Annotated in this window: 12 protein-coding genes and 1 pseudogene; 6 read left to right on the forward strand and 7 right to left on the reverse strand. The window is 64.2% G+C overall.

What is annotated here, in order from left to right:
• Together hisZ and hisS are read right to left on the reverse strand one after the other, a co-directional pair.
• Positions 1-213: pseudogene (gene hisZ / locus M653_RS01000000133715) on the reverse strand (ATP phosphoribosyltransferase regulatory subunit); the annotation flags it as partial.
• Positions 214-394: 181 nt separating this feature from the next.
• Positions 395-1,891: a histidine--tRNA ligase gene (gene hisS / locus M653_RS0127235; RefSeq protein WP_027146152.1), complete on the reverse strand. Its 1,497-nt coding sequence runs from the start codon at positions 1,889-1,891 to the stop codon at positions 395-397.
• A gap of 237 nt (positions 1,892-2,128) precedes the next feature.
• Between hisS and M653_RS0127240 the strand changes: the two genes are divergently transcribed.
• Entirely contained in the window at positions 2,129-2,380 is a 252-nt protein-coding gene (locus M653_RS0127240; RefSeq protein ID WP_027146153.1) for a hypothetical protein, read from the forward strand.
• A gap of 11 nt (positions 2,381-2,391) precedes the next feature.
• Here the strand turns inward: M653_RS0127240 and M653_RS0127245 are convergent, their stop codons facing one another.
• Positions 2,392-3,030, reverse strand: coding sequence for a DNA-3-methyladenine glycosylase I (locus M653_RS0127245; RefSeq protein WP_027146154.1), 639 nt, complete (start codon positions 3,028-3,030; stop codon positions 2,392-2,394).
• Between the two features lie 212 nt (positions 3,031-3,242).
• Between M653_RS0127245 and M653_RS0127250 the strand changes: the two genes are divergently transcribed.
• Together M653_RS0127250 and M653_RS0127255 are read left to right on the forward strand one after the other, a co-directional pair.
• Positions 3,243-3,974 (forward strand): L,D-transpeptidase, encoded by a 732-nt coding sequence (locus tag M653_RS0127250; protein WP_027146155.1) that lies wholly within the window; start codon positions 3,243-3,245, stop codon positions 3,972-3,974.
• Between the two features lie 289 nt (positions 3,975-4,263).
• Positions 4,264-5,184 (forward strand): bifunctional 5,10-methylenetetrahydrofolate dehydrogenase/5,10-methenyltetrahydrofolate cyclohydrolase, encoded by a 921-nt coding sequence (locus tag M653_RS0127255; protein ID WP_027146156.1) that lies wholly within the window; start codon positions 4,264-4,266, stop codon positions 5,182-5,184.
• 11 nt (positions 5,185-5,195) lie between these two features.
• Here M653_RS0127255 and glcF read toward each other — a convergent pair whose 3' ends face one another.
• The 4 genes from glcF to M653_RS0127275 form a co-directional block, all read right to left on the reverse strand.
• The gene (glcF, locus tag M653_RS0127260) at positions 5,196-6,521 is read right to left on the reverse strand and encodes a glycolate oxidase subunit GlcF (protein WP_027146157.1); all 1,326 of its coding nucleotides are present in this window, start codon (positions 6,519-6,521) and stop codon (positions 5,196-5,198) included.
• Positions 6,522-6,531: 10 nt separating this feature from the next.
• Positions 6,532-7,737, reverse strand: coding sequence for an FAD-binding protein (locus M653_RS0127265; protein WP_027146158.1), 1,206 nt, complete (start codon positions 7,735-7,737; stop codon positions 6,532-6,534).
• A gap of 30 nt (positions 7,738-7,767) precedes the next feature.
• A complete protein-coding gene (locus tag M653_RS0127270; RefSeq protein ID WP_027146159.1) occupies positions 7,768-9,264 on the reverse strand; it encodes an FAD-linked oxidase C-terminal domain-containing protein in 1,497 nt (498 codons plus the stop codon).
• Between the two features lie 156 nt (positions 9,265-9,420).
• Positions 9,421-10,743: a DUF3422 family protein gene (locus M653_RS0127275; protein ID WP_027146160.1), complete on the reverse strand. Its 1,323-nt coding sequence runs from the start codon at positions 10,741-10,743 to the stop codon at positions 9,421-9,423.
• Between the two features lie 207 nt (positions 10,744-10,950).
• Here M653_RS0127275 and M653_RS0127280 point away from each other — a divergent pair, with 207 nt between their 5' ends.
• The 3 genes from M653_RS0127280 to M653_RS0127290 are packed head-to-tail and all read left to right on the forward strand — an operon-like array spanning position 10,951 to position 13,724.
• Positions 10,951-11,754, forward strand: a complete 804-nt coding sequence (locus tag M653_RS0127280; RefSeq protein WP_027146161.1) for an FCD domain-containing protein — start codon at positions 10,951-10,953, stop codon at positions 11,752-11,754.
• Between the two features lie 25 nt (positions 11,755-11,779).
• Positions 11,780-12,916, forward strand: coding sequence for an alpha-hydroxy acid oxidase (locus M653_RS0127285; protein WP_027146162.1), 1,137 nt, complete (start codon positions 11,780-11,782; stop codon positions 12,914-12,916).
• A 34-nt stretch (positions 12,917-12,950) separates the two neighbouring features.
• A complete protein-coding gene (locus M653_RS0127290) occupies positions 12,951-13,724 on the forward strand; it encodes a metallophosphoesterase (RefSeq protein ID WP_027146163.1) in 774 nt (257 codons plus the stop codon).
• Positions 13,725-13,754 lie beyond the last annotated feature (30 nt).

The following is a 13,754-nucleotide window of genomic DNA, read 5'->3' on the forward strand; positions in this document are numbered from 1 at the left end:
GTCGAGGCAGACGGGAATGGTGAATTCGGGGCGCAGGCAGAGCGTCTGCCCGGTCTCGCTTTCGGTGAGGAAAATGCGCCGGCGCAGATCCTCGCCGGCCATGTCGAGGAACGGATCGGCCGGCTGCAGCACCGCGACTTCGACGGCATGTGTGTTGCGCGCAGCGAAGAGGGCGGTGATGTCGGCTGATATGGCGGGGTAGCGGGAGGTCATTGGGGGTGCCCTTCCCTTCTCCCCTTGTGGGAGAAGGTGGATCGGCGCGCAGCGCCGAGACGGATGAGGGGTGNGTGACGGAATGAGGCGTTTGCGTTCCCTGGAACACCCCTCATCCGACCTCGCTTCGCGAGGCCACCTTCTCCCACAAGGGGAGAAGGACAAGGGCGCGCGGCGCTCGTCACTTCGCGCGCTCTTCGGCCTGCGCCGTCAAAATCTTCTTCACCTCGGCAACCAGTTCGCTTTCCGCCACCGTCACCTGTGCCGGGCGCGCGGCGCGCCATTCGGCATTGTCGGTGATTTCGGCGGACATGCGAGCGCCTTCGATCAGGTCCTTGATCTGCAATTCGCCCTTGGCGCGCTCGTCGCCACCCTGGATGATGGCGACGGGACAACCGCGCCGGTCGGCATATTTGAGCTGCGCCTTCATGCCGGCGCCGCCGAGATACATTTCGGAGCGGATACCGGCGGCACGCAATTGCGAGACCATCTTCTGGTAGCGGCCGAGGCTTTCGGTGTCCTTGTCCATGACCAGCACGACAACCGGCGCGATCACGTCGGCGCTGTCGAGCTTGCCGAGGTTTTTCAGCGCCGTCATCAGCCTGGAGACGCCGATGGAAAAACCCGTCGCCGGAACCGGTTCGCCACGGAAGCGCGAGACCAGGCCATCATAGCGGCCGCCGCCGCCGACGGAACCGAAGCGCACGACCTGGCCATCTTCGTTGGGGATTTCGGCCAGCAGCTCGGCCTCGAAGACGGGCCCGGTATAGTATTCGAGGCCGCGCACGACGGAACGATCCATGGCGATGCGGTCCTCGGCATATCCGGCGGCCCTGACCAGAGCTTCGATCGTCGCGAGTTCGCCTACGCCCTCCTGGTAGACCGCGTTCCCGCTGACGGTGGCATCCTGGCCAGCCTGCGCATTTCGCGCAGTCGCCAGAAGAACGGCCCCGGCTTGCGTGTCATTCAACCCGGCGCCCTTGGCGAAGTCGCCCTCGCCTTCCTTGCCACCGTCCCAGCGCCCCGGCCCGAGCAGAAGCCGGACCCCTTCCGGACCGAGCTTGTCGAGCTTGTCTATGGCACGCAGCACCGTCAGCCGGCGCCCGATATTCTCGTCACCGCCAAGTCCGATCGCCTCCAGCACGCCGTCCAGCACCTTGCGGTTGTTGACGCGGATGACGTAGTCGCCGCGCTTGATACCGAGCGCTTCCATGACGTCGGCCATCATCATCGCCATCTCCGCGTCCGCCGCCACGCCCGGCGTGCCGATCGTATCGGCGTCGAACTGCATGAACTGGCGGAAGCGGCCGGGACCGGGCTTTTCGTTGCGGAACACCCAGCCGGATCGGTAGCTGCGATAGGGTTTCGGCAGGCGTTCGAAATTCTCGGCGACAAAGCGCGCCGTCGGCGCCGTCAGGTCGTAGCGCAGGGACAGCCACTGGTCATCATCGTCCTGGAACGAGAAAACACCTTCGTTCGGCCGATCCTGGTCGGGCAGGAATTTTCCCAGCGCGTCGGTGTATTCGATCAGCGGCTGGTCGGCCGGCTCGAAGCCATAAAGCTCATAGACCGAGCGGATCGTCGCCATCATCTTCTCGACCGCGCGGATGTCCTCGGCGCCGCGGTCGGCAAAACCGCGCGGCAGCCGCGCTTTCGTCTTTTCCGATTTGTCGGCCATGAGATGAGTCTTTTTGCTGGGTAAAGGATGACTTATTTTCGAGTGCGCGTCTCCTAGCCGAAGCAGCTTTGTGCGGCAAGGGTTGGCACTTCTGCCTTCTCCCGCTGTGGGAGAAGGGAAGAGGCGCCAATATCTGAAACAAAACCCAGCAAAAATGAAACAATGGCGCCATCAGCCCGGCATGGTGCCGACACAATCGCGGCCGACATAGCACACCGACACGAAGGGGTTCGGGACATGACCAGCGCAACGACATTCCATGCCAACGGCGAAGCCGGTGAATTGCCGGCACGTCTGCGCCCGGCGGGCATTCATGCACCGAAAATGATTGGTCAGGCGGCCGGACCGTTCGATGTGCCGGCCGACACCGGGAAGGATCCTTCCCTGCGCGACGCCTTGCTGACCGGCCTGCTGGTGATCTATCCGACAGTGGCTACCGTGGCGGCGATCGTCGCCGGGCTGTTCCTGGCCGGTGCCAACGGCACCTGAACTGCCCGTAGCTATTTCGGCCGTTTGAAAGCCTTCCGTTCCTTCTCAACCTCCTTGCGGCACACACACCCCTCGAGATGGTCGTTGACCATGCCCATGGCCTGCATGAAGGCGTAGACCGTGGTCGGGCCGACGAAGGTCCAGCCGCGCTTCTTCAGGTCCTTCGAGATCCGCACGGAGACCTGGGTGGTCGGGTTGGCGCGCAGATGAGCGAGGTCGACGGTTTGCGGCCGTTCCTCCCTGCCGGGTTCGAACTTCCAAAACCAGGCGGCCAGGGAGCCGAACTCGTCGACCATTTCGCGGGCGCGTTTGGCATTGTTGATGGTCGAGACGATCTTGCCGCGATGGCGGATGATGCCGGCATTGCCGAGCAGGCGCTCGACGTCCCGTTCGGTGAAGGTGGCGACCTTGTCGAAGTCGAAGCCAGCGAAGGCCTCGCGAAAATTCTCCCGCTTGCGCAGAATGGTCAGCCACGACAGGCCCGACTGGAACCCTTCCAGGCAGATCTTCTCGAACAGCCTGCGGTCATCGGCCACCGGCCGGCCCCATTCATGGTCATGGTAATGTAGATAGTCGGGCAGATTGCCATGCCAGAAGCAGCGCGCGACACCGTCAGGACCGGCGAGCAGGCCGGTTTTTTCATTGCTCATCCTGAAAAATCCATCCGTTAACACGCTTCCGCGCTGTCTTTACCGTGGCTTTACCAGATTCCTGAACCCGGCGGTAACCACACCAAAGGGTTTACTGACAGAACCGCATTTTACGCATTCCGATTCATGTTTCGGTTGCTGCTCGCCGCCAATGATCGCGCAAGCCGGGAGCGTTCTCGCCCGGTGTATTAGACGATCAAGGTGCGTTCCCGATGAAGAGAGTTCTGTTTCCCTTGCTCGGCGCCGTGGCTGTGTTTGCCGCCGGCGTCACACCCTCAACCGCCAGCGACCGCTATGCCGACAGACCGCCGGTGATGGTGAGCCCCGACCTTTCCGCGCCCTGGGTGCTGCAACTCGGCCATGCGCCGGGTATCGTTCGGCAGAACCGCCAGGCCGCGCAGCCGCGCCAGCGCACCGCGCAGCCCGACCGCGTGCAGACGGCCGCCGTGCAGGCCCCGGCCAAACGCATGGTCATGCGCCCGCAGATCAATCCGGTCTACCTGCCGCAGGAAGTCGCCTATGAAGGCGCGCAGAAGCCGGGCACCATCGTCATCGATACCACGCAGAATTTCCTCTATCTGGTCGAGAAGAACGGCAAGGCGCGGCGTTACGGCGTCGGCACCGGCAAGCCCGGCTTCGAATGGTCGGGCACGCACAAGATCACCAACAAGCGCGTCTGGCCGGACTGGCGTCCGCCGGCGGAGATGATCAAGCGCGAGGCGGCCAAGGGCCGTTACCTGCCGACCTATCTGGCCGGCGGCATGGAAAACCCCCTCGGCGCGCGCGCGCTTTATCTCGGCACCACGGAGTACCGCATCCACGGCACCAACCAGCCCTGGACGATCGGCGGCGCGGTGTCGTCGGGCTGCATCCGCATGCGCAACGAGGATGTCGTCGACCTCTATGAACGGGTCAATGTCGGAACGACGGTCGAAGTGATATAGTGATAGCGAATCAGCCGGTTAAGCAGTGTTGAGTGGTTTTTGACGCACTGTTGCCCTCAAGTCATAGCGCACTTTTGGAAGACGTGCTTAGACTGGCAGCGAGTTAACGGGGGACGGGCCGTGTGGGGATACGGCCAGTCACGAGAGGGCAGCACGGGTAACCGGGCTGCCCTTTTCGTTTCACGGTGCGACAGGTCGCCTCGAAAGCACGGTGTTTCGTTTTCGGGGCTGATTTCCGGACCATGCTCTGCTATTGCAGTGCACAATTTCCCCACCAAAGGTTCGAACTATGTTCCCGTCCGAAGACAGCCGCTATCTCAAGGGCGGGCCGGTTGCCCAGCGCATCATCGCCGCCGTGCGCGAGGACGCGGCCATTGCCAAGGCTGAGGGTTTCCCGCCCAAGCTGATCTCGATCACCGTCGGCGATACCGACGCGGTCGATGTCTATGTGCGCAACCAGCGTGCGAAGGCACAGCTCGCCGGCATCGATTTCGAGGAGCGGCGCTTTCCCGCCACCATCACCGCCGGTGAACTCGAAGCAGCCATCCACGGGCTGAATGCCGATCCGCGCGTCACCGGCATCATCATCCAGCGGCCGGTTCCCGCTCATATCCCGATCAAGACACTGCAGGCGGCCGTGCACCCGCTGAAGGACGTCGAGGGCATGCACCCGGCCTCGATCGGCAACATCGTCTACAACCAGCTCGACCTCGCGCCCTGCACCGCAGCGGCCTCGGTCGAACTGCTCAAGGAAACCGGCCTTGATCTCAAGGGGCTTGAAGTGGTCATCGTCGGCCATTCGGAAATCGTCGGCAAGCCGATCGCTTTCCTTCTAATGAGCGAAGGCGCGACCGTGACGGTCTGCCATCACATGACGCGCTCGGTTGCCGCCCATGCGCGGCGCGCCGACGCGCTGTTCGTCGCCGTTGGCAAGCCCAGGCTGATCAAGGCCGACATGGTGAAACCAGGGGCGGCCGTCATCGATATCGGCATCAATTCCGAAATTGGGCCTGATGGCACGAGCCGCATTGTCGGCGACGTCGACACCGAAAGCGTACGCGAGGTTGCCTCCTGGATCACGCCCGTGCCAGGCGGCGTCGGCCCGATCACGGTGGCGATCCTGCTGCGCAACACGATGGTGGCGCTCAGCCGCCAGCGCGCGCTTTATGAAGCTACCTACGGCACGGCGGGCAGGCTCGCGGCCGAGTAGCGGTGGGCCTACTACTCCGCCGCCACCAAGCTTTCTTCCAGAACGCCTTCCGGCTTCGGCCCGCCATAAGCCCAGTCGAGCAGCTTGATCGTATGCACCACAGGCATCCTGGCGGCGGATGCGATCTGCGTGATGCAGCCGATATTGCCGGTGGCGACGATCGAGGCGCCCGTCGCCTCGATGTTTTTCACCTTACGATCGCGCAGCCTGGCCGAAATCTCGGATTGCAGGATGTTGTAGGTGCCGGCCGAGCCGCAACAGAGGTGCCCCTCGCGCGGCTCGCGCACGACGAAGCCGGCCTTGGCGAGCAGTTCCTTCGGCTGGCGGATGATCTTCTGGCCGTGCTGCATGGAGCAGGCTGAGTGATAGGCAACGACCGTGCCCGGCTTGCGCACCGGTTCAGGCAGATCGATGGCGGACAGATACTCGGTGATATCCTTGGCCAGCCCCGACACGCGCGTGGCCTTGTCGGCATAGGCCGGATCGAGCCGCAGCATGAAGCCGTAATCCTTGATCGTCGTGCCGCAGCCCGACGCGGTGATGATGATGGCGTCGAGCCCGCCCTGCTCGATGGCGCGCGTCCAGGCATCGACATTCTGCCTGGCCGAGGCAAGGGCGGCTTCTTCCCGCCCCATGTGATGAACCAGTGCGCCGCAGCAGCCCTCGCCCGGCGGCACCACGACCTCGACGCCGAGCCGGATCAGCAACGAGATGGTGGTGTCGTTGATGCCGGGATCAAGCACCGACTGCGCGCATCCGGTAAGGATGGCGACGCGGCCCTTTTTCGTCCCCTGCCCAGCATGGACGCCCGGCAAGGCCATCGGCGAGGCCGCCGGGACCGACGCCGGTGCGAGCTTGAGCATCGCGCCGAGAGGCTTCAGCGCCGGAATTTTTTCGAAGAGGCCGATGAAAGGCTTGCCCAGTTTTGCCAGCTTGAGCGCGGCGCGGAAGCGTTGGGGATAAGGCAGCACGAAGGCCAGCATGGCGCGGGTCAGCCGGTCGAGCAGCGGCCGCTTGTAAGTTTCCTGGATATGAGCACGGGCATGGTCGACCAGGTGCATGTAGTTGACGCCCGACGGGCAGGTGGTCATGCAGGCGAGGCAGGACAGGCAGCGGTCGATATGGGTGACGATCTCCTTGTCGGCGGGACGGCCGTTCTCCAGCATGTCCTTGATCAGATAGATGCGCCCGCGCGGCGAATCGAGTTCGTTGCCAAGCGTCACATAGGTCGGGCAAGTGGCGGTGCAGAAGCCACAATGCACGCATTTGCGCAGGACCTTTTCGGACTCCGCGACATGCGGATCGGCAAGCTGGGCGGGCGAAAAATTGGTCTGCATCTCTGATGTCCTAGGCCATGCGGCCGGGATTGAGGATGTTCTTCGGGTCGAATTCCTGCTTCAGCCGCTGGCTGAGCGCCGCCAATGCCGGCGCCTGCGGCTCGAACACCGGCAGAGCCGCCCGATGGGAAGGGGTAGCGCGCACCAGCGTCGCATGGCCGCCGCCATGTTTCCTCAGAAGCCCGCGCAGCAGAGCGGCTTCGGGATCGCCCTCTTCCATGCGCAGCCACACCAGCCCGCCCTGCCAGTCGTAGAAGGCGCTGACGGCGGCCTGCATGCGCAGCGTCAGAACCATCTGATGCCCCTGGGCGGGCATCATCGAGACCCGCCAGACCGGCTTCTCGCTGCCATCGACGAAGGGCCGGCAATCCCTTATATCGCGCCAGATTGCCTTGGAGGTCTCACTGGCAATCTCCTCCAGCGGCCCGGCCTTGCCGAGCAGTGTCCTCAGCGCGGCGATACGATAGGCGACGGAAGGACCAAAGCCCTCGACGCGCAGCAGCGTGGCGGCATCACTGCCGAGCGTGCCGCCGGCAACACGCGCGGCGATGCGCTCCGGCAGGTGGGCGGCACTCGACACTTCGGCGCTGGAACCAAGCGCCAAGGCCATGGCGGTGCAGGCGGCATCATCGAGCAGGCCACGAACGGCGAGCGTGACTTCGGTCTCGGCCGCCGGCAGCACCTTGAAGGTGACGTCGGTGAAGACGGCCAGCGTACCCCAGCTGTTGGCCATCAGCTTCGACAGATCGTAGCCGGTGACGTTCTTGACCACGCGGCCGCCCGACTTGAAGGCTTCGCCCCGGCCGGAGACGACATTGATGCCCAGGATATGGTCGCGCGCCGCGCCCGCCTTCAGCCGGCGGGGCCCGGACAGGTTGGCGCCGAGCACGCCGCCAATGGTGCCTTTGCCCGGCTCGCCACCGAGCAACGGGCCGTAGTCCATCGGCTCGAAGGCGAGCTGCTGGCCGTTTTCAGCCAGCAGCTTTTCGATCTCGGCCAGCAGCGTGCCTGATTTGGCCGACAGCACCAGTTCGGCGGGCTCATAGAGGGTCACGCCCGAGAGTTTCGACAGGTCGAGCGTGTGCTCGGTCTGCAACGGACGACCGATGCCGCGCTTGGAGCCGCGGCCAAGGATTTCGAGCGATGTTTCCTCTGCCGCCGCCCAGGCAACGGTGGAGAGGACTTCATCTGAGGTGGTGGGGGCAAAGGCGGTCATATTCGCACCTGGTTCTGCGGCCCCATCATCTCAAAACCTCGGAATGTCGGGAAATGCCACCTGGCCGCGGTGCACGTGCATGCGGCCGAGTTCGGCGCAGCGGCGCAGTTGCGGGAACACCTTTCCGGGATTGAGCAGATGGTTGGGATCGAAGGCGCATTTGACGCGCATTTGCTGATCGAGGTCGATCTCGTTGAACATTTCCGGCATCAGGTCGCGCTTCTCGACTCCGACGCCATGCTCGCCGGTGAGCACGCCACCGACCTTGACGCAAAGCCGCAAAATATCGGCGCCGAAGCTTTCCGCCTTGTCGAGTTCGCCCGGCACGTTGGCATCGTAGAGGATCAGCGGATGCAGATTGCCGTCGCCGGCGTGGAAGACATTGGCGACGCCGAGACCGTATTTTTCCGACAGCTCGCGCATACCGGCCAGCACGCGCGGCAACTCCTTGCGTGGGATCGTGCCGTCCATGCAGTAATAGTCGGGCGAGATGCGGCCAACGGCGGGGAAGGCCGCCTTGCGCCCCGCCCAAAAACTCAGCCGCTCCTGCTCGGACTGCGAGATGCGGCACGTAGTCGAGCCGTTGCGGATGGCGATCGCCTCGACCGCGGTGATGAGATGATCGACCTCCACGCTCGGACCGTCGAGCTCGACGATCAGCAGCGCCTCGACATCGAGGGGATAGCCGGCATCGACAAAATCTTCCGCCGCATGGATCGCGGGCCGGTCCATCATTTCCATGCCGCCTGGAATGATGCCGGCGCCGATGATGTCGGCGACGCACTGGCCGCCCTGCTCGCTGGTCGGAAAGCCGATCAGCAGCGCGCGCGCCGTCTCCGGCTTCCTCAGGATGCGCACGGTGACCTCCGTGACGACGCCGAGCAGACCTTCCGAACCGGTCATGACGCCGAGCAGATCATAGCCCTCGGCGTCGAGGTGACCGCCGCCGAGCCGCACCACCTCACCATTCATCAGCACCATCTCGATGCCGAGCACATTATTGGCGGTGAGGCCATATTTCAGGCAGTGCACGCCGCCGGAATTCTCCGCCACGTTGCCGCCGATCGAGCAGGCGATCTGGGAGGACGGATCGGGGGCATAGTAAAACCCGTCCTGCTCGACGGCGATGGTGATGCCGAGATTGGTGACGCCGGGCTGGGCGACGACGATACGGTTGGGAAAATCGATCTCGAGGATGCGGTTGAACCTGCTCATGACGAGCAGCACCGCGTCCTCCAACGGCAGCGCGCCGCCCGACAGCGAGGTTCCGGATCCCCGCGGCACGACGCGAATGTTGCGGTCGTTGCAGTATTTCAGCACGCGCGACACCTGCGCGACCGTCTCGGGCAGGACCACGACCAGCGGCACTTGCCGGTAGGCGGTCAGGCCATCGCTTTCGAAGGCTCGCATTTCGTTGGCGGCGTCGACCACGCCCTCGCCCGGCACGATGATGCGCATATCGGCGACGATTTCGTTGCGCCGGCGCAGCGTCCCGGCGTCTGGCTTGGGCATGGCAAGGCCGGACATCGGCGCTTCCTCCACTCGACTGGTAAAAATGATTTACCAGCTAGCGGCATTTGTTGCAAACCTTGCTTTGGTGCCATCCGGGCGGCGAACGCGGGCAAAGCTTCCGCAGCGGCAATCTGCCGCTGCATTTCTATTGCGTTCGAAGCATAGCGCGGCCTATTCGCCCGGATGTTTCGCCGGCTCGGAATGCATCCGTCGCACCCTGCGCACGCCCCACCAGACCAGCAGGATGGCAAACGGCACCGAGGAGGCGGTGACGACCTCCGGCGCGAAGGTGTGGCCAAAAACCGACGCGCCCTTGGCGACATAGCCGATGAGGCCGACCACGTAATAGGAGACGGCGGCGACCGAGAGGCCTTCGACGGTCTGCTGCAGGCGCAGTTGCAGGCGGGCGCGGTTGTTCATCGAGGCGAGCAGGTCGCGGTTCTGCTTCTCGACCTCGACATCGACCCAGGTCCGCAGCAGCGTGGTGGCACGGGTCAGCTTCCGCGACAGATTGGCCTGGCGCTCCTCGACCGAGCGGCAGGTGCGCATGGCTGGCGCCATGCGCCGCAGCAGAAAGCCCGCCCAGGTGTCGTAGCCCTGGACAGGCTCCTCATCCAACGCCTCCAGCCTTTCCGTGACGATGCCATCATAGGCGCGGCTGGCGCCGAAGCGGTAGAGGCTGGAAGCGGCATCAGCCTCCAGTTCGGCGGCAAGCTCCGTCAGGCCGGCGAGCAGCGTCTGGTTGTCGCGCGTCTCGGCGACCTTCATTTCCAGCGTCGTCTGCGCCAAGCGGTCCTCGATGCGGCGAGCGCGGCCGGACAAGGTGAGCGCCAGCGGCAGGCCGAGCATGGCAAGCGTGCGGTAGGTTTCGATGTCGATCAGCCGCTGCGACAGCGCGCCGGTGCTGGCCGGAGTGAGACCACGGTCGAGTACCAGCATGCGGGTCATGCCGTCGCCGTCCTGGCGGAAGTCGGTGACGATCGCCGCGCTGCCGCGCTCGACCAGCGAGTGACAGAGGCTGGTCGGGTCGAAGCCGGCGATCAGCCTCTCGTTCGCCTGCGTCCATTTGCGGATCTCGAGCCGGATACCCGAGATGACGGTTCCCGGCGGTGAAAAGCCGTTGCCGAAGGGCGAATCCTCTTGCCCCCGGCCGTTCTCGGCCAACGGCCCTTCCCAAAGATAGGTCGAGAATTCCGTGTGCCGCTCCCAGCGCAGCGTGCCCTTGCCCCATTTCATGGCGTGGTGGCGGGCATGACGCTCGGGCGCGGCGATGCCGAGGCGGCGCGACAGTTCCGAAAGCACGGCATGGTCGACCGCGGAGCCGCCTTCGGTCATGAAGGAGAGTTGGACGAGCACGCGCGGCTTCTCGACCAGCGGATGCGGGCGGGCATGAACCTCGCCGAGCGCGCCGGGCCGGCCTTCATGCGCCGGAAAGCCCAGGACACTGCCTTGGCTGCGCGGCTGGAATTCAAGATTGGACGTCTCGTCCGACACGTCTGGTCCCCCTGGTTTCGACCCTTCGTGCAATGGCGTCGTCTTGCGGCAATTGGCGAGGGACGTAAACAGCAAAGTTTAGCCCGAGGCGATATGCCGGCGCGGCGCGGAAATCGACCCGATGAGACGAATTGGATAAATAATTTGACCAGTTGGCGACGGAGGCATTAATCTGCGCGACATCATTCCGTTCTCCAGGCGCTTCCTTTGGGCGACATTTTCTCCAGGATCGAGCATTCGCGCACCGCCGACGAGGTGGTGCAGCAGATCGAAAGCCTAATTCTCGAAGGCGTGCTGCGCACCGGCGACCGGCTGCCGGGCGAGCGCGAGCTGGCACGCCAGTTCGATGTGTCGCGGCCCATTCTGCGCGATGCGCTGAAGGCGCTCGAAGGGCGCGGCCTGCTGTCGACCCGCCCGGGCGGCGGCACCCACGTCGCCGACATTATCGGCCAGTTGTTCGCCAAGCCGGTGGCGGACCTGATCTCGACGCATCGCAAGGCGTTGGCCGACTATCTGGAATACCGCCGCGAGGTCGAAGGCATAGCCGCCGAATACGCGGCGCGGCGCGCCACACCCGAGGACCTTGCCCTGCTCGACCGCATCATGGCACGCATGGACGAGGCGCATCGCACCGGCGACTTCGACGACGAGGCCGAGATCGACGTCGAATTCCATCATGCGATCTGCGAATGCGCGCACAACATCCTGCTCTTGCACACGCTGCGTTCCTGCTATCGGCTGTTGTCGGAAGGCGTGTTCCAGAACCGGCTGCTGGTGTTCACAGTGCCCGGCGCGCGCGAGGCGCTGCTGGCGCAGCACCGGGCGATCCACACCGCGGTCAAGGCCGGCGATCCGGCCGGCGCCCGCCAGGCGGCAATGGACCACATGACCTATGTCGAGCGTTCGATGGCGGAAGCCGAGCGCAGCGGCGACTGGCAACGCGTGTCGCGGCTGAGGCTGAGGCAGCGTTCGGAAGCCGGCGACAGCGAACCAGCGCGCAGGCGCTCCTAGTCAATTCGACCAAGCGGGGACCATCATGAGCGACATTCTCACCATCGCAGACCTCAAGGACCTCGCGCGCCGGCGCGTGCCCAAGATGTTCTTCGACTATGCCGACTCCGGCGCCTGGACCGAGAGCACCTATCGCGCGAACGAGGAAGACTTCCAGAAGATCAAGTTCCGCCAGCGCGTGCTGGTCGACATGAGCAACCGCTCACTGGAAACGACCATGATCGGCCAGAAAGTGTCGATGCCGGTAGCGCTGGCGCCGACCGGCCTGACCGGCATGCAGCATGCCGACGGCGAGATGCTGGCAGCGCAGGCGGCAGAGGAATTCGGCGTGCCGTTCACGCTCTCGACGATGAGCATCTGCTCGATCGAGGATGTCGCCTCGGTGACGAAGAAACCGTTCTGGTTCCAGCTCTATGTGCTGCGCGACAAGGACTTCGTGCTCAATCTGATCGACAGGGCGAAGGCGGCGAACTGCTCGGCGCTGGTGCTGACGCTCGACCTGCAGGTCCTTGGCCAGCGCCACAAGGATGTTCGCAACGGGCTTTCAGCGCCACCCAAGATGACGCTGGCCAACATAGCCAACATCGCGGTGCGGCCTGGCTGGTGGATGGGCATGGCTGGCACGAAGCGCCGTACCTTCCGCAATATCGTCGGCCATGCCAAGGGCGTCGGCGACGTGGCTTCGCTGTCGTCATGGACGACGGAGCAGTTCGACCCGCAACTGTCGTGGAAGGACGTCGCCTGGATCAAGGAGCGCTGGGGCGGCAAGCTGATCCTCAAGGGCATTCTCGACAAGGAAGACGCACTGATGGCGGCCAAGACCGGCGCCGACGCGATCATCGTTTCGAACCATGGAGGGCGGCAGCTCGATGGCGCGTCATCGTCGATCATGGTGCTGGAGGAGATCGCCGATGCGGTTGGCGACAGAATAGAAGTGCATATGGACGGCGGCATCCGCTCCGGCCAGGACGTGTTGAAAGCGCTCTGCCTGGGCGCCAAGGGCACCTATATCGGCCGGCCATTTCTTTACGGCCTGGGCGCGCTCGGCAAGGAAGGGGTTACCAAAGCGTTGGAAATCATCCGCAAGGAGATGGACATTACGCTGGCTCTGTGCGGAAAGCGTCTGGTCACCGACATGGGCAAGGACCAGCTCCGGCGCTAAGTCCGTGACATCTGACCACGGAGATATCAAGACCTTGGCGGAACCCGGCATCCATTTCCTCGACGCACACGGGCCGGACGGCGTGCGTCTCTACGCGATCGGCGACGTGCATGGCCGGCTCGACCTGCTGGCCGCCATGCACGGCCAGATCAAGGCCGAGATCGCGAAGGACCTGGTTGCGGACTGGCGCATCATCCATCTTGGCGACTATGTCGATCGCGGACCGGACTCCAAGGGCGTCATCGACTTTCTGATCGAAGCGCGCGAACGCGATCCGCGAAACATGATGCTGGTCGGCAATCACGACATCGGCTTTCTCGACTTTCTCAAGACACCCGATCCCGAAGGGCTCTTCATCCGCTTTGGCGGTATCCAGACCGCGCAATCCTATGGGGTGACGATCAGCAACGGCAGCGGCGTTTGGTTCGGCAAGGCGGAATCAGCCTTGCGCAAGGGCCACCAAGCCCTGCTCGAAGCCGTGCCGCAAAGCCATGTCGACTTCCTGCGATCGTTGCCGTTCTCGGTGACGTCAGGCGACTTCTTCTTCTGCCATGCCGGCATCAGGCCAGGCATTCCCCTGGACAGTCAGAACCCGCAGGACCTGATCTGGATCCGCGATGTCTTCCACGACCACACCGGCCTCTTCGCCAAGGTCGTGGTGCACGGTCACACACCGGTCCCGGAGGCGGAAGTGATGGCCAACCGCGTCAATGTCGACACGCTTGCCTGGCAATCAGGCATGCTTACCGCGCTCGTCGTGGACGGCGTGGACAAACGCATCCTGGAAATGTCGATAAAAGAGCCTTGAGGGCCTCGGCGCCCGAGGGGTGTGACGATG

This window comes from Mesorhizobium sp. WSM3626 (assembly GCF_000513935.1).
Lineage (GTDB): Bacteria > Pseudomonadota > Alphaproteobacteria > Rhizobiales > Rhizobiaceae > Mesorhizobium > Mesorhizobium salmacidum.

Bases quoted from the DNA above. Each gene is read 5' to 3' on its own strand.
- hisS (WP_027146152.1), bottom strand. From the start codon at position 1,891: ATGGCCGACAAATCGGAAAAGACGAAAGCGCGGCTGCCGCGCGGTTTT.
- M653_RS0127240 (WP_027146153.1), top strand. From the start codon at position 2,129: ATGACCAGCGCAACGACATTCCATGCCAACGGCGAAGCCGGTGAATTG.
- M653_RS0127245 (WP_027146154.1), bottom strand. From the start codon at position 3,030: ATGAGCAATGAAAAAACCGGCCTGCTCGCCGGTCCTGACGGTGTCGCG.
- M653_RS0127250 (WP_027146155.1), top strand. From the start codon at position 3,243: ATGAAGAGAGTTCTGTTTCCCTTGCTCGGCGCCGTGGCTGTGTTTGCC.
- M653_RS0127255 (WP_027146156.1), top strand. From the start codon at position 4,264: ATGTTCCCGTCCGAAGACAGCCGCTATCTCAAGGGCGGGCCGGTTGCC.
- glcF (WP_027146157.1), bottom strand. From the start codon at position 6,521: ATGCAGACCAATTTTTCGCCCGCCCAGCTTGCCGATCCGCATGTCGCG.
- M653_RS0127265 (WP_027146158.1), bottom strand. From the start codon at position 7,737: ATGACCGCCTTTGCCCCCACCACCTCAGATGAAGTCCTCTCCACCGTT.
- M653_RS0127270 (WP_027146159.1), bottom strand. From the start codon at position 9,264: ATGTCCGGCCTTGCCATGCCCAAGCCAGACGCCGGGACGCTGCGCCGG.
- M653_RS0127285 (WP_027146162.1), top strand. From the start codon at position 11,780: ATGAGCGACATTCTCACCATCGCAGACCTCAAGGACCTCGCGCGCCGG.